This window comes from Lentzea flava (genome assembly GCF_014648475.1).
GTDB lineage: Bacteria > Actinomycetota > Actinomycetes > Mycobacteriales > Pseudonocardiaceae > Lentzea > Lentzea flava.
On the sequence record NZ_BMRE01000062.1, the window covers coordinates 22,496 to 42,228 of the forward strand.

Consider the following 19,733-nt stretch of genomic DNA (forward strand, 5'->3'; position numbering starts at 1 on the left):
AAGGCATGATCCGGGTGGTCGTCGTCGACGACGAGGAGCTGGTGCGGTCGGGCTTCCGCCTGATCCTGCAGGCCGCGGGGGACATCGACGTCGTCGCCACCGCGACGGGGGCGCAGGCCGTGCGCGAGGTGGCCATGCACCGGCCCGACGTCGTGCTGCTCGACATCCGGATGCCGGACGTGGACGGGCTCACGATCCTCCGCGAGCTGCAGGGGCTCACGCCGCCGCCGACCGTCGCGATGCTGACGACGTTCGACTCCGACGAGTACATCTCCACGGCGCTGCGGTCGGGTGCGGCGGGTTTCATCCTCAAGGACACCGGGCCGGAGCAGCTCGCCCAGATGGTGCGCACGCTCGCCGCGGGCGGGGTGGTGCTGTCGTCGAAGGTCACCAGGACCGTCGTGGACGGCTATCTCGGCTCTGCGGCGGACTCGCGCGCCGCCGCGCAGGTCGAGCAGCTGAGCGAGCGGGAACGCGCGGTGCTCGTGCTGATCGCCGAGGGACTGTCCAACTCGGACATCGGCGCCCGGATCCACGTGAGCGTCGGCACGGTGAAGGACCACGTCAGCGCGATCCTCACCAAGCTGCGGGTCGGCAGCAGGGTGCAGGCCGCGCTGGTGGCCGAGCGGGCCGGTCTCCTCGCGGACGGCCGGTCGTGACGCGCCGGATGCCGGCGTGGGTCGCTCCCGCCGCGCTGATCGCGGTCGCCGCGGCCGAGGGAGCGCTCACCGCGCTCACCGAGATCTCCGAGACGACGCCGGTCGACGTCGCCGTGACGGTGCTCGCCGTGCTGGCGCTCGTGGTGCGCGACCGGTGGCCGCTGCCGGCCTTCGCGGCGACGCTGCCCGCCGCCGTGCTGCCCGGCGCGATCGTCCCCGCGATCGTCGCGCTGTACTCGGTGTCCGCCCGGTACCGCAGCTGGTGGCTGCTCACCGGCTGCGGCCTGCTCGCCGCGGGCAGCCTCGCGTTCCCGCTGTCCGACGTCAGCGAGACGTTCTGGACGACCGACGTGCTGCTCGGCCTCATCTACATGACGATGACCGCGCTCGCTCCGATCCTGCTCGGCCAGTTCCTGCACACCCAGCGCGAGCTGGCGCTGCGGCTCGAGGAGGTCAAGCAGGCCCGCGAGCACGAGCGGCGGATGGACGCCCAGGCGATCCTCACCCAGGAGCGCAACCAGCTGGCCCGCGAGATGCACGACGTCGTGTCCCACCAGGTGAGCCTCATCGCGGTGCAGGCGGGAGCGCTCCAGGTCAGCACGCGGGACCCGGCCGCGAAGGACGCCTCCGAGAACATCCGCAAGCTGTCGGTGAACACGCTCGACGAGCTGCGGCACATGGTGAACCTGCTGCGCGCCTCCGGCACCCCGGCGACCGAGCTCGCTCCGCAGCCGACGCTGACCGACCTGGAGCGGCTCGTCGAGGGCAGCGCGATCGACGCCCGGCTCGTCGGCAGCGCACCGTCCACTGTGGAACCCGCCGCGCAACGCGCCATCTACCGCACGGTCCAGGAAGCGCTGACCAACGTCCGCAAGCACGCGCCGGGAGCGAGCGCGGTCGTCGACATCAGCCACGACGACACCGACCTGACGGTCACCGTGACCAACACGCCGCCGACCAGGCCGGCGCTGGCGTTGCCCAGCGCCCGCCACGGTCTCGTCGGTCTGCACGAGCGGGCCGCGCTGCTCGACGGGAAGGTCCACACCGGACCGACGCCGGACGGCGGTTTCCAGCTGCGGCTGCAGCTCCCGCTTCACCCGGTCAGCAGCTGAGTCGCGGCGAACTCCGCGTAGAGCGGATCGTTCGCGACCAGCTCGTCGTGCGTGCCCACCGCGCGCACGATCCCGTTGTCCAGCACCACGATCCGGTCGGCGCTGGTGACCGTCGACAGCCGGTGCGCCACCACCAGCACGGTCGCCGTCTTCGCCACCGCCGTGACCACCTCCCTGATCGCCATCTCGTTGACGGCGTCGAGCTGCGAGGTGACCTCGTCGAGCAGCAGCACGCGAGGACGCCGGACCAGGGCGCGGGCGAGCGCGATCCGTTGCCGCTCACCACCGGACAGGTGGTTGCCGCGGTGGCCGACCGCGGTGTCCAGCCCGTCCGGCAGCCGTTCGACCAGCGTGTCCAGCCGGGTCTGCACCACGGCGTCCCAGATCTCCTCGTCGGTGGCCTCCGGACGGCCGTAGACGAGGTTGTCGCGCAACGTCCCGGACAGCACGGGTGCGTCCTGTTCGACGTACCCGATCGACGCCCGCAGCTCCGCCAGGTCCCAGTCCGCGAGAGCCCGGCCGTCGAGCAGGATCCGCCCGGCGTCCGGCTCGTAGAAGCGCTCGATCAGCCCGAACATCGTGGACTTGCCCGCACCGGACGCACCGACGAACGCGGTCATGCCACCCGCGGGGATCTCGAAGCTCACGCCGCGCAGCACCTCCGGCCGCTCCGGCCCGTACCGGAAGCGGACGTCCTCGAACGCCAGCGGTGCCGCGCCGGTGCCGGGCTGCGCGGTCCCCTGCGGGGCCGGCTCGGCGGGCATCCCGTCCACCTCGGCCAGGCGGCGCACCGCGGCCAGCCCGATCTGCAGCCTGCTGCTCGCGTGCAGCAGCTCCCCGATCGGTTCGGTCAGGTAGAAGAGGAACAGCAGGAACGCGACCAAAGTGGACAGTGACATGGCGCCGGTCGCCACCCGCCCGCCGCCGACGGCGAGCACGGCGAGGAACGCCGCCTGGATCGCGAGTCCGTTGGAACCGTGGACGATCGACTCCCAGCGCGCCGACCGGATTCCGGCCAGCCACGCGCGTCCTGCGCTGTCCTCGATCGCGGCGATCTCCCTGGCCTCGGCACCGGCCGCCTTGACCGTGCGGACGGCGCCGAGCGCGCGCTCCAGCCGTGCCCCGGTCTCGCCGACGGCCTCCTGGGCGGCGCGGGACGCCTTCTCGATCATCGGCATCCCGGCACCGGCCAGCACGCCGACGACCACCAGCACGGCGGCGGTCACCCCGAGCAGGACGAGGTCCATCACGCCCATCATCACGATCATCACGACCGTCGTGACGGCACCGGTGACCAGCCCGACGAGCGCGTTGGTGCACACCTCGCGCAGCAGCGTCGTGTCGCTGGTGAACCGGGACAGCAGGTCGCCGGGCTCGGCCCGGTGCACGGCGGGCACCCGCAGCGAGACCAGCCGCCTGGCCAGCCGCTTCCGCGCGACCAGGACGACCGACTCGCCCGCGCGTTCGAGCAGGTACTGCCCCGCCATCGCGATCGCGGCACCGGCGAGCGCGAGGCCGACCAGCAGCACGAGGAAGCCGGTGATCTCGTCGCCCGTTCCCAGCCGGTCGACCAGTGCCTTCGCCGCGAGCGGCTGGGCCGCCGCCGCAAGACCGGCCAGCAGGACGAGCGTCCCTCCGAAGAGGACGGTGCGCCGCTGCGGCCTGGCGTACGACATGAGCATCCGCCAGGCCGGGCGGTCGAACTTGGCGCGCACGGTGAAACTTCTCCATCGTCGGTGATCGGTACGTTCCGATCTTCGACGAGGCGGTGTGGCCGCGGTATCCGTGCACCGGCCGGTCGGTCCAGCCAGGCGGCTGGAGCCCTAGCGGCGGCCTGCGGTCGGCCGGTCGTGTCCGGCGTCGGCGCCCGCCACCCGGTGGGGCACGTCCAGCCGACCGACGGGGTGTTCCGGACGCCCGGCAGATGGCCGCGGACCGGCCGGCGCCACGAAGCTGGTGGCACGGCTTCAGTCCATTGTGGTGTGCAGGAGGAGATAGATCATGTTCAACCGGATGCTGAGCGCCCTGGGAATCGGCGGTCCGTCCGTCGACACGGTCCTCGACTCGCCGCACGCCGTGCCTGGCCAGGCGATCACCGGCCAGGTCCGCGTCCAGGGCGGCAGTTCGGACACCGAGATCGGTCAGGTCGCCCTCTCGCTCGTCGTGGGGCACCAGGCCGAGTTCTTCCGGCTCGTCGTGCAGGAGGGTGTGCGGGTTCCCGCCAACCAGCTCGTGTCGATCCCGTTCCAGCTCACGCTGCCGTGGGAAACCCCGATCACCGCGGTCGGCGGCATGCAGCTGCCGGGCGTGAACGTGGGCGTGCGGACCGAGCTCACGATCGCGGGCGCGCCGGACAAGGGCGACCTCGACCCGATCCTGGTCGGGCCGCTGCCGTCGCAGAACAAGGTGCTGGACGCCTTCGGGCAGCTCGGTTTCACCTTCCGCGGCACCGAGATCGAGGCGGGCCGCCAGGAGCTCGCGTTCTTCCCTCCCGCGCAGTACGCGGGCGGGGTCAGCGAGGTCGAGCTGACCTTCGTCGCGAGCGCGGACGAGCTGTACGTCGTGCTGGAGGCCGACAAGCGCGGCGGCGGGTTCTCCTCAGGGGACACCACCGGGCAGATGCGGATCTCCCACCAGGAAGCGCAGGTCACCGACTGGGCGTCGGCGATCACCGGCTGGCTGACCCAGGTCGCCGGGCGCGGCCAGTTGAACCCGGCCTTCGGCCACCAGCCGGCGGGATTCGGCAACCAGGGCTACGACCACGACGGCCACGGCCAGAGGCGTGGACCGGGCATGGGCGGCATGATGGCCGCGGGTGCGGCCGGTGTCGTCGGCGGCATGGTCCTCGGCGGGGTCGCCGGCGAGTTCTTCGACGACGAGGACTGATCCCGTGGCGATCTCCGGACTCTTCAGCGCCCTGATCGTCGGACTGGTCATCGGCGCCCTCGGCAGACTCGTCGTGCCGGGGAAGCAGCGGATCCCCATCTGGATGACCATCCTCATCGGCGTCGTCGCCGCGGTGATCGGCACCTTCGTCGCCAACGCGCTCGGTGTCGGCGACACGCGCGGCATCGACTGGATCGAGCTGATCATCCAGATCGCTCTCGCCGCGGGAGGAGTGAGCCTGGTGGCCGGGATCTACGGCCGCCAGCACCACTAGCCCGGTGCTCCCGCCGCACGGGCGGCCCGCCGCGCCAGCCCGGCGAAGGCGTCGCGCAACGCCTGCGGGGCGACGACGTCGACGTCGGTGTCGAACCGCGCCAGCCGCGCGGCGAGCGCGGCCCACGACCACGACCCGACCACCAGCCGGGTCGTGGTCGCGCCGATCTCCTCGGCGACGCCGTCGCCCACGAACGGCGCCACCTCCGCTACGGGACGGTGGAGCACCACCTCCCCTTCGCACGGCCAGGCGTTCGTGGTGCCGGATCCCTTGAAGCGGGCCGAGAGAAAGGCCGCGACGTCCCCGCCTGGCACCTCCCGCGGCGTGAACCGGGGCCCGGTGGGGATGCGGAGCGTCATCCGGTCCGCCCGGTAGGTCCGCCAGTCCTCACGTTCCGGGCTCCAGCCGACGAGATACCAGCGACCGGCGGAGACCACGAGGTGGTGCGGCTGCACCCGGCGGGCCGGTCCGGCGTCCTCGCCCCGGCCGGGTGAGCGGTAGTCGAACCGCACCTCCTCACCCGCCCGGATCGCACTGCTCAGCGCGAGCAGAACCTCCGTGTCCACCTGACGTCGCGCCGATTCGGCGGTGGTGACCTCCAGGGCGTCGACGCGGCGGCGCAACCGGGCGGGCAGCACCTGGCGCACGGTGACCAGGGCGCGGGCGGCGGCCTCCTCGATGCCCGCCCCGGTGCCCACCGCGATCCGCAGCGCCACGGCCAGCGCGACCGCCTGCTCCTCGTCGAACAACAACGGCGGCACCTCGCTGCCCGCCTCCAGCCGGTAACCGCCGTCCGGTCCCTTGATCGCGTGGACGGCGTAGCCGAGCTCGCGCAGCCGGTCGACGTCCCGGCGCACGGTGCGTTCGCTGACGCCGAGCCGCTGGGCGAGCAGGCTTCCCGGCCAGTCGCGGCGGATCTGCAGCATCGACAGCAGCGCGAGCAGGCGGCCGGAGGTGGTCGCGGAGGAGGCGATCGGCATGGTCGAAGCCTCGCACGAGTAGCGGACGTTCCCTGTCCGCTACTGCTGACATCGTGGTTCTCGTCGCCGGAAACCTCCCGCGGCCAGAACGACTTCCGAAGGACCACCATGTCGCTCAACGCAGTCGCCCACCTGAACTTCCGCGGCGAGGCCAGGGAAGCCCTGGAGTTCTACCAGTCGGTGTTCGGTGGAAAGGCCACCATCGCCACCTACGGCGACTTCGGCATGCCCGCCGACCTGCCAGGCGCTGGCAACGTGGTGTTCGGCCAGGTCGTCGCCGACAACGGCTTCCGGGTCATGGCCTACGACGTGCCGGGCGAGAACGCACCGCTGCCCAGGGGCACCACGCGCAGGGAGAACGGCGTCACGATCACCGACGAGCCGTTCTTCCTCTCCGTGCGCGGCGAGACCGTCGAGGAGGTCACCGAGCACTGGAACCGCCTCGCCGACGGGGCCGTGGTGATCGAGGCCTTCGGTCCCGCGCCGTGGGCAGCCGGCTTCGGCATGCTCACCGACCGGTTCGGCGTGACCTGGATCCTCGACGTCGCCTGAGAAACCGCCGGGGTGCGGCTCTGAGCCTTGCGGCACAACAGCTGCCCGTCTTTTGCCCGGTCCGGTGCGCGTGCTGAGTGGGATGAACGGAACCTTCGTCCACCTGGGGTGGATGAAGGTTCCGTTCATCCACAACGTGCGAGCGTGCGAGCTCAGCGGGAGGTCGCCGCGCTCGTCGCGCAACGCCGTTCCTGCGCGGCGAGCACCTCCGGGCCGGTCGCCTGCTGGTAGGCGCGGACCACGTCGAGGGCCACGCGGTCCCACGCGTAGCGGACCCGCGTGCGGTCCTGACCCGCTGCCCCCAGCTCCTGGCGCCGGATGTCGTCTCCCACCAGGGATCGCAGCGCCCGCGCCAGCACCGCGGGCTTGCGCGGCGGGACGTGCACACCTGTCACCTCGTGCACCACGGACTCGGCCAGGCCACCGACCGCCGACGCCACCACCGGCACGCCGCACGCCATCGCCTCCAGCGGCACCACCCCGAACGGTTCGTGCCGCTGGGCGCACGCCACGACGTCCGCGGATCGGATCAACGCGGGCATGTCCGAGTGCGGCACGCGGCCGAGGAAGCCGACCCGGTCGGAGACGCAATGCCGCGCCGCCAACGCACGCAGGCGCTGGAGCTCCACGTCGTCCAGGTTTCCGGCCACCACCAGCTCGGTCCAGGTGACCATGGTGAGCGCGACGATCAGGTCGTCGGCTCCGTCAGCGCCCACCGCGAGGATGCGCGGCATCCCGTTGCGCGGCGCAGTTGGGCCGTTCACCGTGAAGATCCTCGTGTCCACGCCCCACGGCACGATCGAGATCCTGGACCGGCGCACGCCCAGCCGGCCGAGCTCCCGCGCCTCGTGGGCCGACGTGGCGATCACACCGGAGGCTCCGCGGCCGACCAGCCGCTCGATGCCGGTGGAGTCGCCGCCTTCGAGTCCGTGGAAGCTCTGCACGATCGGGATTGCGGTGCGCCGGGCGCTGAGGACCGCGGCGAGGCCGGAGGTCCAGTGGTGCGCGTGGATGACGTCCGGCGGATCACCGGCCCATCGTTCGTTCAGGAACCGCGCGAACTCCCCGATGTGCGGGACGACGTCGTTCTGGCCGAGCTCCCGCACGGGCCCTGCCGGACCGTGCACGACCTCGAAGCCCTCGCCGATCCGCCGGCGGGCGGGAACGCGCCGGTCCGTCTGTCGCGTGTAGACGGTCAGGTCGTGCCCTCGCCGGTGCAGTGCCTCCGCGAGCTTCGCCACGTGCAGGCGTTGCCCGGTCACGTCGGGGTCGCGCAGCGCGGTCAACGGGTTCGCCCGCAGCGAGATCATCGCGATCTTCATCTCGCCACCTCCGGGTTCGGCCACGGGTTCGGCACGCACGTCCTGCCGTCCCGCGGGACCGCCGTCCCCTGGGGCGCACCGGCGACGATGTCGGCGAGCCTGTCGTTCGAGATCGACAGGGTCTGCTGCATCATCACGGGCGCGGGAGCACCGTTGGCGGGGCACGGTTCGTGGCCGCGGCCGAGGAAGTGCCCGATCTCGTGGTTGATCAGGTACTTGCGGTACCCCTCCAGGTCGCCCGCGAACGACTGGGCGCCGCGGAACCACCGCGCCGCGCTCACGTACACCACACCGCGGACGTAGCACGAGGTGTCGTAGGGCAGGTCGAACCCGCAGGTCGCCCGCGCCGTTTCCGGTGCGGTGAGCCGGATTCGGACGTCGGGCTCCGCCACGTCGACCCGGCGGAACGCGACGTCGCCGGACGCGGTCCAGCCGCGCGGATCCGCGATGGCCGCGTCGACCGCGGCACCGAAGGCGTTCTGCGCCTGCGGCGGCACGACACCCTGCTCGACCTCGACGGAGTAGGTCCGCACCCGGCCACGGCCGACCTGGGCGGTCGTGCCCGCCACCGTGCGCCACCAGCCTTCGCCCTGAGCGAGCACCGGTTCACCCGGCGGCAGCTCCGGTCCCGGCCGGGGCGCCGCCAGCGCGGCCGGTGCCGGCGAGCTGGACGACGACGGCGGCGGCGACGACGGTGGTGACGAGGGCCGCGGCTTCACCGAGATGCTCGCCACCACAACGGGAACCTCGGGCTGCGCCACGTCCTGGCGGGTCGGCGCCGGCCAGCTCTTCAGCAGGCCGATCGTCACCCCTGCCAGCATGGCGGCGAAGACGTACACGACGATTCTGCCGGTGGTCATGAGGTCACTCCCCCTGTCACGAACAGCTGAACAGCACGGGGCAGGCCGCGTGGTGCAACGCCGCCCTCGCGGCCGGTTGGAGGCCCTCCGCAGGGCCTCGCTCCCGGCCGGACACCACGAGCAGGTCGCTCGGGTGCGTCGCCGTCTCCTCGGTCACGGACCTCGCTTCCCGCACCAGTTCGACGATCACGCCGGGGCAGGCGGCGTGGACGGCGTCCGCGATGGCGTCGAGCGGGTCGCAGGTTCCCGCGAACGGCAGCATCAGCACGCGGAGCCGGGTGGCCTGTCGCGCACGGCAGAACGCGATCGCGCGCCGCACCACGCCTTCACCGCCGACGCACTCGACGACCGCGGTCACCACGCCGAAGCGACCGGCGACCGCGGCGGGCGTGCCGCCCAGGACCACGACGTCACGCAGGTCACGGCCGGCGAGGGGCGGTGCGGCGAGCGCACGGGAGCGGGAGATGACCACGAGCCCGCCTTCCCACCGGGCGGGCGGCGAGTCGTGGTGTTCGATGTGGACGGTCAGGTCCGGGTGCTCCGCCAGGAAAGCGGCCACATCGGCGTGCGCCGGGTCGTTCTCCGGTGCCGCGTGCACGACCAGCCCGACACCGAGCGCGTCCGCGCACGCGGCAGCCCACCGGACGCCGGCGACCCCGCAGTCCCGGAGGTCGACCAGCACGCAGGTGGCCGTGACCTGCCGCGGTTCGGGGGCGAGGGCGGTCACGACGTCACGCTCGCCGCTTCCGACCGCCTCGGCAACGGCAGGTCCGGTGTCGAGGCGACCTCGGCGTGCCACTGCTCCAGCAACCGTTGCCGCTCGGTCAGGCCGGCGAGCATGGCGCGGGACTGCTCCAGCGCCTCGCCGACGATCTCGCGGGCGCGGCGGCTGGCCTCGGCGAGCCTGCGCTGGGTCTCCTGCTCGGTCTCGTCGAGCAGGCGGGCGTGCCGTCCCGCGGCTTCCTCCGCCTGCCGCACCGCCTGGTCCGCGCGGACGCGGGCAGCGGTCTCGATCTCCTCCGCCTTCCGCTTCGCGACGTGCAGGAGGTAGCGGATGCACCCGGACACGGCGTCGTCCTTGCTGTGGCCCGCGTGGATCATCCGGTACTCGGCGAGCTCGGAGCGGGCTTCCTCCAGGTGCCGGGCGAGGTCCTCGGCGGTGGCGAGGGCCGCGTCCCGATCGGTGCGGGCGACGTCGAGCTGTCCTTCGAGCCGGGCGTACTCCTCGTCCACCTGGGCGCGGTCGTAGCCGAACCACCGGGTGCGAAATGTCCTGGGTCCCTCGTTCAGGAGGTCTTCGATGGCCATTGCCTTTGTCCTTTCCTGAACGTGGGCCTTGGTGCTGGTAAATACCCGTGGACGGACCTGCCAGACATTCTTGACGAGGTAAGCACCCTCATCGGTGAATTCCTCACGGAGTGTCACCGGGAACGACCCGCCCGAGTGCAGTCGAAAGGCGCGCCGTGCTCCGGCGCGCCTTCGGTCCCGTACCGGGATCAGCCCTGCCTGGTGCGCAGGTGACCGAGGTAGGACTCGGCAGCCGTCCTGGCCCTCTCGCGCAGAGCCTGCGGGTCGGTCGCGGCCGCGGCCTTGAGCCCTTCACAGCCGGCGGCGAGCGCTTCCGGGCCGAGCGTGGTCATGGCCAGGTCCGGCAGTTCGTCCTTCAGGCAGCGGGTGGCCCGCCCGACGGCGTCCGGGCTGCAGTAGTCCTGCGGCGAGTAGCACTTCTCCACGGCGCCGTCGAGGACCGGCTTGGCCCGTGCGTAGATCTGCTCCAGACCGCCGAGGCCGGACACGGCCTTGGGCAGCACGACGTCCTTGAGCTCCTGGACGTCCCTGCGGTCTGTTCCTGGTTGGAGGTGCGCGGCGCAGACCCGCGACACGAACTCCTCGCGCGTGATCTTCGTGAGGGTGCCGACTGTGTCGCTGAAGTTGCCGAGGCACGCGACCGCGTTCGCGGCCGCGGGGGCGAGCACCAGCGGAATCGCCGCGCACAACGCGGCCAGGGCGGTTGTCCTCGTCTTCATCTGTCCTCCTGGGACTCTCGCAGAGTCGATCGGTCAGTCGGCTGGTACCCACGTGATCACGAAAAGCACGCGGGCACGCCCGGTTCAACCGCATCGAGTGACGGTGAACGCGTGCTCGACCTTGGCGTCCAGCAGCAACGGAGTGGCGTTGCGAACACGGACGAGCAGCGTGTGGTCCCCTTCGGACGGTGCGAAACCGCGCAGTGTCAACCGGTTTCCGTCGCGGTGCGTGGCGACAGCCGAGTCGTCGACGAGAACTTCCACCCGATCCAACGTCTTCGGGTCACCCGCAGTGACGCTGACGTCCTGCACGGCCGCGGCCGCAAGCACCGCGCCGTCCTCCAGCCCGTCGACGGCGAGACCGGCCCGCTCGATGTGCACGACGGAACCCACCACGACCGTCGACGACACCGCGAAGACCACGGCGAGGAAGACGAGCAGGACGAGTTCCGACCTGCGGACCGGGCCGCGCATCACTCATCCTGTGGCCAGTGCCGCGAGCCGGTCGGCGCCACCGTTGAACACGTTCTGGTCGATCGGCGACGACGTGTACTGCCAGATGGTGTGGAACGGCCACTTGAACGGCATCGGACCGACGGCGGGCGCGTACCTCGCCACCCACAACGCGTTGGTGGAGGTGAAGTCGCCGGTGCGGCCGGTGCACCTGTCCCACCACAGGGTCGACGTGTAGATCACCGGCCAGCGCTTCGTGAGCGCGTGGTAGGTGTCGCTGAAGCTGCGGATCCAGCCCACCATCGCGGCGTGGTTCAGGCCGTAGCAGATGTCGCCGCCGTACGGGTTGTACTCGATGTCGAGCGTTCCCGGGAGCGTCTTGCCGTCGCGCGACCAGCCTCCGCCGTTCTGCACGAAGAACCGGGCCTGCGTCGCGCCGTCGGAACGGTTGGGCAGAGCGAAGTGGTAGGAGCCCCTGATCATCCCGACGGCCGCGGATCCGTTGTACTGCTGGGTGAAGTTCGGGTTGCGGTAGCCGGTTCCCTCGGTGGCCTTGACGTAGGCGAACCGCTTGCCCGAACGCCAGTGGTGACCCCAGTCGACTTTCCCCTGATGGCTGCTGACGTCCATGCCGTCCACCCGGCCCACGCCGAGCTCCGGTGGTGTCAACGGCATCTCACCGGTGCCTTCGTGCTTGGCGATCTGCGAGCCCGCCGGGTGATCTTCCTGCCCCTCGTCCGCGTGCGCGGGCGCGGGACTCAGCACGCTGACGACCAACGCGATCGCAGCAGTGCGAACAAGACGATAACCAGCACGTGGTTGCGACGGCATTGGTTTTCCTCCCCGCTCATGAATGGTCCTGCCAGGCCAGCTACCCCTGCCGGAAACGGAAAAACCGGCCTCACGCCTTGTTGACACGAGAGAGTGAGCCAGCCGGGGTGGACGCCTGATCGCCGATTCGCCGGGTAACCGCCGGAAACCGCACTCGGCGAGGGGAGTCTCATCGTGGTTCGCACACCGATCGCGCGCTGCGCCGGCAAGCTCGCCGGGTGCTGCGTGCTCGCCGGCGTTCTCGTGGCCGGACTTCTCTTTCCCGCCACGGCGACGCTCGGCGCGTTGTCCAACAAGATCAGCGATCAGGTGAAGGACACCCTCGCCCTCATGCTGAACACGGATCCACCGCTGATGACGACGGTGACGGATTCCGGCGGCGCGCCGATCGCCCACCTGTACGACCAGTACCGGGTGCGGACGCCACCGGACCGGATCTCCCCGCACATGAAGACCGCATTGCTCGCGATCGAGGACCGCCGGTTCTACGACCATCACGGCGTCGACTGGCTCGCGACCCTGCGTGCCGCCGCCCGCAACAACTCGAGCGGTTCGGTGCAGCAGGGCGCGTCCACCCTGACCCAGCAGTACGTGAAGAACTACCTCGTGCACGTGCTCGCCCGCACCGACAAGAACGCCCAGCGCGCGGCCCAGGAGCAGAGCATCACGCGCAAGCTCCGCGAGGCACGCATCGCGGTGGGCCTGGAAACCGCGCTGAGCAAGGACGAGATCCTCGCGCGTTATCTCGACCTCGTCCCGTTCGGGTCGACGATCTTCGGTGTCGCCGCCGCGGCCCAGGCCTACTTCGACACGACCCCGGACAAGCTGACGCTCACCCAGGCCGCGACGCTCGCCGGCATGGTCAACAGCCCGACGGCGCTGGATCCGGAGGCGCGTCCCGACAAGGCCGTCGAACGCAGGAACCTCGTGATCGACGCGATGGTGGCGGACGAGAAGCTGCCGAAAGACGAAGCGGAACGTCACAAGTCCGCTCCCCTCGGCCTGAGCGAACCCGTCCGTCCACTGCAGACCGGCTGCGTCGGCGCCGGGCCGTCGTACGGGTTCTTCTGCTCGTTCCTCCTCGAGTACCTGACGGAGGCGGGCTTCGACCTCGACGAGCTGAAGATCGGCGGCTACCGGGTGGAGACCACGCTCGACCCGAAGATCACCGAGCACGCGAAGAAGGCTGTCGAGGCACAGGCACCGAAGACCACGCCCGGCGTCGCCAACACCATGGCGGTCGTGCGGCCGGGCAAGGACGCGCACGAGGTCGTCGCACTGGTGGCCAACCGCGACTTCGGCCTGAAGAAGGAGGAGTTCGAGACCCAGTTCGACCTGCCGAGCGGGGTGGAGAACAAGTTCGGCACGGGATCGGTCTACAAGGTCTTCACCGCGGCCGCCGCGCTGGAGAAGGGCTTCGGCATCGACACGGTGGTCGCCGCTCCCAACACCCACACCTCGAAGGTGTTCAAGGGCGGTGCGGCGTCCTGCCCTCCCACGGGTGAACCGAACACGTACTGGTACTGCCTGGCCAACCACAACGACCGCTACCCGCCGCGGATGCCGTTGCGGCAGGCACTCGCGACCTCGCCCAACACGGCGTTCGTCATCCTGGAGGAGCAGACGGGACTGGATGCCGTGGTGGACATGGCCTCCCGGCTCGGCATGCGCAGGACGATGGCGACGAACATCGCCGGGGTGGCGCCGGATCCGAAGGCAGCCAAGGAACTGCGCGTCTCGCAGGCCGAGTTCTACAAGGCCAACCGCAACGCGTCGTTCACCCTGGGACCCGCCCCGTCGAGCACGCTCGAACTCGCGAACGTCGCCGCGACGATCATCAGCGGTGGTGTCTGGTGCAAGCCCACCCCGGTGCGGCGGATCGTCGACAGGGACGGCAAAGCGGTGGAGCTGAAGCGGCCGCCGTGCGAACAGGCCGTACCGGAGCCTCTCGCCAACGCTCTCGCCGTCGGCCTGAGCGAGGACAGCAAGGGCATGGGCACCGCGGCGTTCACCGCCCGCAAGGCCGGCTGGAAGCGCCCGATGATGGGCAAGACCGGCACGACCGAGGAGTACAAGTCGGCCGCGTACCTGGGCGCCACGCCCGACTACGCCGGTGCCGTGCAGGTGTTCAACGACAGCACCTCGCCGAAGGGCATCTGCGTCGGCGCGGGGCCGCCCCGGCTGTGCGCCGAGGGCAACATCTACGGCGGCACCGTGCCCGCGGCCACGTGGTTCGACACGATGACGAAGGTGCACGCCGACCTGCCGGAGAAGCCGTTGCCGCAGGTCGAGGACCGCTATCGGCACGGGGACGCGCGGATGCGGGCACCGGTGGACGCCGGTCCTGCCCCGTCGACCACCTCCGCACCACCGACGAGCTGATCATCCGGCCTGTCGCCGACTACCTGCGCAGCGGCGACGAAGCGGGCATGTACCTGCCCGACCTCGCGGATTCCGCGCTGGAGACGATGCGCCTGGTCGCCACCCGGTGACCCTCATTCCGCTGACCAGTCGATGTCCTCCCACGGCACCTCGCGCGTCCCGCGGTGCAGCAGGGAGGAGATCCGTTCGAGCAGCCAGGGCCGTTGGATGCCGGGCCGTTCGAACCCGAGCAGACGGCCGCGCCGGCGTGGCGTCACGAGCACCCGGACCACCCGCTGCCTGCCGTGCTCGTCCGGTTCGGTCAGCAGGTCGGCCACCCGGCCGAGCGGCTTGCCGTCGCGGTCGCGGACCGGGCGTCCCAGCAGGTCACTGGCCAGCATCAGAGGCTCCCGGAATGCGTCCGATCACGTTGTCGCGCAACCACAGCTCCAACGCGGGCGTGTTCAGCAGCTCGTGCCGGACGTCGAGCCGGATCGCGCTGCCGATCTCCGCGACCCGCTCGAACGGGATGCGCAGCGGCTGCGGGTCGCCGGTCGTGTGCAACCGCCGTGCCACGGCGGCCATCCACCGGCCGAGCCTTCCCCCGATCCGCTCGCCCAGCGCGTGGTGACCGACGAGGATCGCGGCCACGAACGGCCGGCCGTCCGCGGTCGTGCCGAACTCGACGTCGTCGACCTTGCCGACGGGATGGCCGTCCAGATCGACGATCTGGCGGTCCAGCAGGTCGAAGTCGACCCGCAGCACTTCGTTCGTCACGATCCCATCCCCGTCAGGATCATCAGCGGCACCGCGGCGATCGCCGCGACGAGAATGATCACCAGGTACGTCACGCCCAGCACGTTGGTGAGCGGGCTGTTCACCTCGTCGCCCAGGTAGTCGCGGTCGTTCGCGACGATCAGGATCGGCAGGTAGGTCAACGGCAACGCGACCGCGCTGAACACCAGCGAGTACTCCGTGATCGCGATCGGGTCGGCCGTCGTGAGCAACAGCGCGACCCCGAGCAGCACGCTGATGAGCACGACGGTGTGGAAGCGCGCGGCCTGCCTGGGCCGGACGAGCTTGCCCCACTGCCAGCCGAAGTACTGCGCCACCGTGTACCCGGCGGACAGACCGGTCTCGAGCGCCGCGCCGAACGTCGCCGCGAAGAACCCGAGGATCACCACGACCAGCCCGAGCTTGCCGAGCGCCATCGCCACCGGCAGCGCGGTCTGCCCGAGGGTGTCGACCTGGGCCTGGAGCGGCTCGTAGACGACCGCCGCACAGCCCATGACCGCCAGCGAGAGCACCCCGCCGAGGGGAAAGCCGACGAAGACGTTGACCCGCGAGATCGCGAGGTCGCGCGACGTCCACTTCTCCTCGACCCCGCCAGAGGAGAAGAAGAACACCTCGTACGGCGTCATGGCCGCGGCGAACAGCGCGACGGCGAAGAACCCGTAGGTCCCCCAGTCCTCAGTGGCCGGTGGGACGGGGCTCGTGACCTGCTGCCCGAGCTGCGCCCACGGCGGGTCGAGCGCGATGAGGGCGACGACGAACACGACGAGTGCCAGCCCGGCGAGCCCGAACACCCGTTCCATGGGCTCGAACTTCACCTTCCACAGCACGACCCACAGCACGAAAGCCGCGATCGGCACCCACAGCAGGTAGTGCACGCTCGTGGCCAGCTCGATCGCGAGCGCGACACCACCGATCTCCGCGCTCAGGGTGAGCAGGGTGACGAGGTAGGACCCGGCCAGGTTGGCCAGGGCGACGCGGGCGCCGAGCCGTTCCCGCACGAGGTCGAACACGGGCCGGCCGCTGACGGCGGCGACCCGGCCCGACATCTCGGCGTAGAGGCAGATGCCGATGACACCGACCACGACGACCCAGGCGAGCCGCATGCCGAACCGGGCGCCGGTCTCGGAGTTCGCCACGAGGTCGCCGATGTCGACGAAGCCGCCGATCGCGGTGAGGATGCCGAGCGTGACGGCCAGGAACCGCTTCACCGCAACCCCTCCAGCGCCGCAGTCAGCCGCTCCCCCACCTCGGCGAGCCCGTCCGTCGCGCTCGACGCCAGGCCCCGGTCGTCCGAGTCGAGGCCGGTGCCCAGATCACCGATGAGCCGCGCGGACTCCTGCAACAACGGCAGCACTTCGTCGCGGAGCCGCCGGGAGTCCTGATCAGGCACTTCGGACTCGACGACGTCCGTGATCGCCGTCGCCACGCTCTTGCGGGTGTCGTCGAGCACAGTGGACTCGTACGCGCCGAAGGTGTTGCCCCGCAACGCGGTTTGCCCGGTTGTGCGCGCGGTGCCCACGGAGGAGACCGCGTCCTGCACGCTGGATTCCACTGTGGACCGAAACTGGCCGGACGTCGTGGGCCAGACACCCAGCAACACGAGCGCGAGCAGCACCGCACCCAGGCTGATCAACACTGCCCACCGACGCGTTCGCACACCGAACGCTTACCCGTCTTCCGACGGTCCAAACCTCGGTCAGCGCAGGCCGCCGGCGCGCTCCTCGCGTGCCTTCTCGATCCGCAGCTCCAGCGCCTCGAACCACTCCTCGCCCTGCGGACCGCAGCTGTCGCGGATCTCGAACTTGAGCTCCGAGGTGTTGGCGTTCAGGGTGCGCACCATGCCCAGTCCCTGGTCGACCTGGGCGCGGAGCTCGAGGTGCGACTGGGCGAGGTGCGTTGCGGCGGCGTGCATCTCGGCGCGAGCCCGGCCCGGCAGGCCCAGGCGATGCGGGGCGAACCGCGCTCGCCGCACCAGCTGCGACATCGTGCGCATCGACGTCTGGGCCGACTGGTAGGCCAGGTGCGCGGTGTCGGCGCACTGGTAGGACTCGCGGTGGAAGGTGCGCAGCGCGTGGAACTCGACGTCCGGCCGGCCTGGCGGACGGGTGCGCAGCTGCACCAGGCGTGCCTGCACCTGGTCGGCCTGCCGGCGCACGCGGTCGTTCTGGGCGCGGACGCGGCGCAACACGCGGTCCGCCTCCGCGGCCGCCGTGCGGACCTCGCCAAGCGTGACTCGCCGCGGGCGCCGGTCCCAGAGCGACACGGCGATGAGCGCGCCGATGCCCGCGGCCGCCGCACCGAGGAGCGGGCCCATGCCGTCCTCGATGACGTGCTCGCCGGGGTTCAACGTCAGGAAGGCGGTCGCGTTCATCACGCCGAGCAATGCCAGAGCCCGCGCGAGCATCCCCGGCCAGCGCTTGACCAGCCGCTGACGCCGCAGCCGCCCGTTCCTGTTCAGCACCGACCGGACCAGCACCAGGGCCAGCGGCAGCGACCCGGTCGAGGCCCACAGCCACTCCTGGAGGTAGACCGCCTGAGCCTGCGACGCACCGGCCACGATGTGCGCCGCGATCGCCGGTGCCACCAGCAGCATGGTCAGCGGCAGACCGAAGAACAGCAGGAACAGGCCGAGCAGCGGGACGGCACACCCGCACCCGCCGCGTCTGGCGGGCGTCAACGACGCCTGCCGGACCGGCGGCGGGCGGGCGCCAGAGCGGTCGCGCCGGATCCGTTGAGCACCTTGTCGATGACGTCGGCGACTCCGCCGGTGAGGTCGGAGTGGTGCCGCACGAGCGCGGTGGTGAAGTGCTGGGTCAGCTCGATGTACGCACGGCGTTCGGCCAGCGGCAGCCCCGGTTCGACGGTCGCGCGCTGCATGTTGACCATGCACTCGCGCAGCGCCTGCGCGCTGTTGTCGGCGCGGCCCAGCTCCTTGCGCATCTGCCGCAGCGACGCCGAGGACTCCTGCCTGCGCTGGTCCAGCAGTTTGAGCTTGATCTCCTTGGCGTCGGCGGCCTGGGTCTCCTCCAGGCGGATCCGGCGCATCTCCGCGTCCAGGGCGTACGACTCGGCGACGTGCCTGCCCGCCGGGCCCAACGGCTTCAACGACTCCGCGATGCGCTTCACCGATTCGCCGAACACGACGTTGTCGCCGGTCACGCGGATCAACTCGTCTGCCACGGCGGGTTAATCCGACCGGCCGCGCGGAGCGTTACAGGGCAAACGACTCGGTAGCATCGGGTGGCGTGCTGGAGCCCACGCCGATCCACGTGTCCGACGAGGTTCTCGACGACCTCAAAGCCCGCCTCGCTCGCACGCGCGCGCCGCTGGACGAGGGCAACGACGACTGGTCGTACGGCGTCCCGGCGAGCTACCTGAGCGAACTGGTCGACTACTGGCGCACCGACTTCGACTGGCGCAAGGCCGAGGCCGCGATCAACGCCTACGACCACCACCAGGTGACCGTGAGGAACATCCCGCTGCACTTCCTGCGCAAACCCGGCCGCGGACCCCGCCCGATCCCGCTGATCCTCACCCACGGCTGGCCGTGGACGTTCTGGCACTGGTCGAAGGTGATCGACCCGCTCGCCGACCCCGCCGCGTCCGGCGGTGACCCCGCCGACGCGTTCGACGTCATCGTGCCGTCCCTGCCCGGCTTCGGTTTCCCCGGCCCGCTCACCGGCTTTCCCGACGTCAACTTCTGGAAGGTCGCCGACCTCTGGCACGTCCTGATGACCGAGACCCTGGGCTACGAGAAGTACGCCGCCGGGGGCTGCGACATCGGCGGGATCGTCTCCAGCCAGCTCGGCCACAAGTACGCCGACGCGCTGTACGGCATCCACATCGGTTCCGGACTGCCGCTCGACTTCTTCACCGGCCCCCGCGCCTGGGACTTCGCCCGCAACCGCCCGCTCACCGACGACCAGCCGGCCGACGTCAGGGCCCGCATCGTCGAGCAGGACCGCCGCTGGGCGTCCCACCTCGCCGTGCACATGATCGACGGCGCCACCCTGGCCCACGGCCTGAGCGACTCCCCGGCCGGACTGCTCGCCTGGCTGCTCGAACGCTGGACCGCCTGGAGCGACAACGGCGGCGACGTCGAGTCGGTCTTCACCAGGGACGACCTGCTCACCCACGCCACGATCTACTGGGCCACCAACTCCATCGCCACCTCGATGCGCTACTACGCCAACGCCAACCGCTACCCGTGGACCCCCTCCCACGACCGCACCCCGGTCGTGCAGGCCCCGACCGGCCTCACCTTCGTCACCTACGAGAACCCGCCCGGCATCCACACCGCCGACGAGCGCGTCCGTGCGTTCGAGAACGGCCCGCAGGCTGCCTGGTTCAACCACGTCAACGTGAACGCCCACGACCACGGCGGTCACTTCATCCCCTGGGAGAACCCGGACGCCTGGGTGAACGACCTGCGCCGCACGTTCCGCGGCCGCAGGCCCTGACTCACGCACTCGGATCCACGCCGCCCCGCGAAGGACTACGCCTGCTTTGCCCGGCTTGCGCGCGTGCTGGGGGGTGGGATGAAGGGCTCCTTCATCCACGTCAGGGGTGGATTCGAGGGGTCGTCGCAACACAGGTGATCAACTGGCTTGGGTCAGGAGCA

22 protein-coding genes are annotated in these 19,733 nt (G+C 70.9%); 7 read left to right on the forward strand and 15 right to left on the reverse strand.

Translation table 11 applies throughout. The annotated features are described in order from the left end of the window. Positions 1-5: 5 nt before the first annotated feature. Both IEZ09_RS39780 and IEZ09_RS39785 read left to right on the forward strand, forming a co-directional pair. Entirely contained in the window at positions 6-659 is a 654-nt protein-coding gene (locus IEZ09_RS39780) for a response regulator (protein WP_189259021.1), read from the forward strand. Further along, positions 656-1,771: a sensor histidine kinase gene (locus tag IEZ09_RS39785; protein ID WP_229813359.1), complete on the forward strand. Its 1,116-nt coding sequence runs from the start codon at positions 656-658 to the stop codon at positions 1,769-1,771. Before IEZ09_RS39780 ends, IEZ09_RS39785 begins: the two co-directional genes overlap by 4 nt. Here IEZ09_RS39785 and IEZ09_RS39790 read toward each other — a convergent pair. After that, the gene (locus tag IEZ09_RS39790; RefSeq protein ID WP_229813360.1) at positions 1,753-3,486 is read right to left on the reverse strand and encodes an ABC transporter ATP-binding protein; all 1,734 of its coding nucleotides are present in this window, start codon (positions 3,484-3,486) and stop codon (positions 1,753-1,755) included. The two genes, IEZ09_RS39785 and IEZ09_RS39790, sit on opposite strands and share 19 nt — an antisense overlap. 286 nt (positions 3,487-3,772) lie before the next feature. On the opposite strand from IEZ09_RS39790, the gene IEZ09_RS39795 reads away from it, so the two are divergent. Together IEZ09_RS39795 and IEZ09_RS39800 are read left to right on the forward strand one after the other, a co-directional pair. Beyond that, entirely contained in the window at positions 3,773-4,657 is an 885-nt protein-coding gene (locus tag IEZ09_RS39795) for a sporulation protein (RefSeq protein ID WP_189259022.1), read from the forward strand. A gap of 4 nt (positions 4,658-4,661) precedes the next feature. Continuing rightward, positions 4,662-4,931: a GlsB/YeaQ/YmgE family stress response membrane protein gene (locus IEZ09_RS39800; protein ID WP_189259023.1), complete on the forward strand. Its 270-nt coding sequence runs from the start codon at positions 4,662-4,664 to the stop codon at positions 4,929-4,931. Here the strand turns inward: IEZ09_RS39800 and IEZ09_RS39805 are convergent. Next, entirely contained in the window at positions 4,928-5,911 is a 984-nt protein-coding gene (locus IEZ09_RS39805) for a helix-turn-helix transcriptional regulator (RefSeq protein ID WP_189259024.1), read from the reverse strand. The genes IEZ09_RS39800 and IEZ09_RS39805 overlap by 4 nt on opposite strands. Positions 5,912-6,019: 108 nt before the next feature. Here IEZ09_RS39805 and IEZ09_RS39810 point away from each other — a divergent pair, with 108 nt between their 5' ends. Beyond that, a complete protein-coding gene (locus IEZ09_RS39810) occupies positions 6,020-6,463 on the forward strand; it encodes a VOC family protein (protein ID WP_189259025.1) in 444 nt (147 codons plus the stop codon). A 152-nt stretch (positions 6,464-6,615) separates the two neighbouring features. Here IEZ09_RS39810 and IEZ09_RS39815 read toward each other — a convergent pair whose 3' ends face one another. The 7 genes from IEZ09_RS39815 to IEZ09_RS39845 all read right to left on the reverse strand — a co-directional run bounded on the left by IEZ09_RS39815 (position 6,616) and on the right by IEZ09_RS39845 (position 11,956). Next, a complete protein-coding gene (locus IEZ09_RS39815; protein WP_189259026.1) occupies positions 6,616-7,785 on the reverse strand; it encodes a glycosyltransferase in 1,170 nt (389 codons plus the stop codon). After that, on the reverse strand, positions 7,782-8,645 hold the full coding sequence (locus IEZ09_RS39820; RefSeq protein WP_229813361.1) for a DUF3152 domain-containing protein: 864 nt from the start codon (positions 8,643-8,645) through the stop codon (positions 7,782-7,784). Before IEZ09_RS39820 ends, IEZ09_RS39815 begins: the two co-directional genes overlap by 4 nt. A gap of 16 nt (positions 8,646-8,661) precedes the next feature. Continuing rightward, positions 8,662-9,372, reverse strand: coding sequence for a hypothetical protein (locus tag IEZ09_RS39825; RefSeq protein WP_189259027.1), 711 nt, complete (start codon positions 9,370-9,372; stop codon positions 8,662-8,664). Beyond that, entirely contained in the window at positions 9,369-9,953 is a 585-nt protein-coding gene (locus IEZ09_RS39830) for a hypothetical protein (protein ID WP_189259028.1), read from the reverse strand. Before IEZ09_RS39830 ends, IEZ09_RS39825 begins: the two co-directional genes overlap by 4 nt. A gap of 188 nt (positions 9,954-10,141) precedes the next feature. Then, on the reverse strand, positions 10,142-10,672 hold the full coding sequence (locus tag IEZ09_RS39835; RefSeq protein ID WP_189259029.1) for a hypothetical protein: 531 nt from the start codon (positions 10,670-10,672) through the stop codon (positions 10,142-10,144). Positions 10,673-10,756: 84 nt separating this feature from the next. Next, positions 10,757-11,146 carry a hypothetical protein gene (locus tag IEZ09_RS39840; protein ID WP_189259030.1) on the reverse strand — a complete coding sequence of 130 codons (390 nt, stop codon included), beginning with the start codon at positions 11,144-11,146 and terminating at the stop codon, positions 10,757-10,759. Positions 11,147-11,149: 3 nt separating this feature from the next. Next, entirely contained in the window at positions 11,150-11,956 is an 807-nt protein-coding gene (locus tag IEZ09_RS39845) for a lysozyme (protein WP_189259031.1), read from the reverse strand. 174 nt (positions 11,957-12,130) lie between these two features. On the opposite strand from IEZ09_RS39845, the gene IEZ09_RS39850 reads away from it, so the two are divergent. Then, positions 12,131-14,338 (forward strand): transglycosylase domain-containing protein, encoded by a 2,208-nt coding sequence (locus tag IEZ09_RS39850; RefSeq protein ID WP_229813363.1) that lies wholly within the window; start codon positions 12,131-12,133, stop codon positions 14,336-14,338. Between the two features lie 113 nt (positions 14,339-14,451). Here IEZ09_RS39850 and IEZ09_RS39855 read toward each other — a convergent pair whose 3' ends face one another. The 6 genes from IEZ09_RS39855 to IEZ09_RS39880 are packed head-to-tail and all read right to left on the reverse strand — an operon-like array spanning position 14,452 to position 18,292. Continuing rightward, the gene (locus IEZ09_RS39855; protein ID WP_189259032.1) at positions 14,452-14,718 is read right to left on the reverse strand and encodes a PRC-barrel domain-containing protein; all 267 of its coding nucleotides are present in this window, start codon (positions 14,716-14,718) and stop codon (positions 14,452-14,454) included. After that, positions 14,705-15,094 (reverse strand): PRC-barrel domain-containing protein, encoded by a 390-nt coding sequence (locus tag IEZ09_RS39860; protein WP_189259033.1) that lies wholly within the window; start codon positions 15,092-15,094, stop codon positions 14,705-14,707. The genes IEZ09_RS39855 and IEZ09_RS39860 overlap by 14 nt, the downstream gene beginning before the upstream one ends. Beyond that, the gene (locus IEZ09_RS39865; RefSeq protein ID WP_189259034.1) at positions 15,091-16,320 is read right to left on the reverse strand and encodes an NRAMP family divalent metal transporter; all 1,230 of its coding nucleotides are present in this window, start codon (positions 16,318-16,320) and stop codon (positions 15,091-15,093) included. The genes IEZ09_RS39860 and IEZ09_RS39865 overlap by 4 nt, the downstream gene beginning before the upstream one ends. Further along, the gene (locus IEZ09_RS39870; protein WP_189259035.1) at positions 16,317-16,748 is read right to left on the reverse strand and encodes a hypothetical protein; all 432 of its coding nucleotides are present in this window, start codon (positions 16,746-16,748) and stop codon (positions 16,317-16,319) included. Before IEZ09_RS39870 ends, IEZ09_RS39865 begins: the two co-directional genes overlap by 4 nt. 60 nt (positions 16,749-16,808) lie before the next feature. Continuing rightward, on the reverse strand, positions 16,809-17,789 hold the full coding sequence (locus IEZ09_RS39875; RefSeq protein WP_189259036.1) for a hypothetical protein: 981 nt from the start codon (positions 17,787-17,789) through the stop codon (positions 16,809-16,811). Further along, positions 17,786-18,292 carry a hypothetical protein gene (locus IEZ09_RS39880; RefSeq protein WP_189259037.1) on the reverse strand — a complete coding sequence of 169 codons (507 nt, stop codon included), beginning with the start codon at positions 18,290-18,292 and terminating at the stop codon, positions 17,786-17,788. Before IEZ09_RS39880 ends, IEZ09_RS39875 begins: the two co-directional genes overlap by 4 nt. Positions 18,293-18,357: 65 nt before the next feature. On the opposite strand from IEZ09_RS39880, the gene IEZ09_RS39885 reads away from it, so the two are divergent. After that, positions 18,358-19,572 (forward strand): epoxide hydrolase family protein, encoded by a 1,215-nt coding sequence (locus tag IEZ09_RS39885; RefSeq protein WP_189259038.1) that lies wholly within the window; start codon positions 18,358-18,360, stop codon positions 19,570-19,572. Positions 19,573-19,733: the final 161 nt, after the last annotated feature.

Coding starts and splice junctions, on each gene's coding strand:
- IEZ09_RS39795 (WP_189259022.1), top strand. CDS start 3,773: ATGTTCAACCGGATGCTGAGCGCCCTGGGAATCGGCGGTCCGTCCGTC.
- IEZ09_RS39820 (WP_229813361.1), bottom strand. CDS start 8,645: ATGACCACCGGCAGAATCGTCGTGTACGTCTTCGCCGCCATGCTGGCA.
- IEZ09_RS39810 (WP_189259025.1), top strand. CDS start 6,020: ATGTCGCTCAACGCAGTCGCCCACCTGAACTTCCGCGGCGAGGCCAGG.
- IEZ09_RS39815 (WP_189259026.1), bottom strand. CDS start 7,785: ATGAAGATCGCGATGATCTCGCTGCGGGCGAACCCGTTGACCGCGCTG.
- IEZ09_RS39835 (WP_189259029.1), bottom strand. CDS start 10,672: ATGAAGACGAGGACAACCGCCCTGGCCGCGTTGTGCGCGGCGATTCCG.
- IEZ09_RS39845 (WP_189259031.1), bottom strand. CDS start 11,956: ATGCCGTCGCAACCACGTGCTGGTTATCGTCTTGTTCGCACTGCTGCG.
- IEZ09_RS39830 (WP_189259028.1), bottom strand. CDS start 9,953: ATGGCCATCGAAGACCTCCTGAACGAGGGACCCAGGACATTTCGCACC.
- IEZ09_RS39780 (WP_189259021.1), top strand. CDS start 6: ATGATCCGGGTGGTCGTCGTCGACGACGAGGAGCTGGTGCGGTCGGGC.
- IEZ09_RS39855 (WP_189259032.1), bottom strand. CDS start 14,718: ATGCTGGCCAGTGACCTGCTGGGACGCCCGGTCCGCGACCGCGACGGC.
- IEZ09_RS39840 (WP_189259030.1), bottom strand. CDS start 11,146: ATGCGCGGCCCGGTCCGCAGGTCGGAACTCGTCCTGCTCGTCTTCCTC.
- IEZ09_RS39805 (WP_189259024.1), bottom strand. CDS start 5,911: ATGCCGATCGCCTCCTCCGCGACCACCTCCGGCCGCCTGCTCGCGCTG.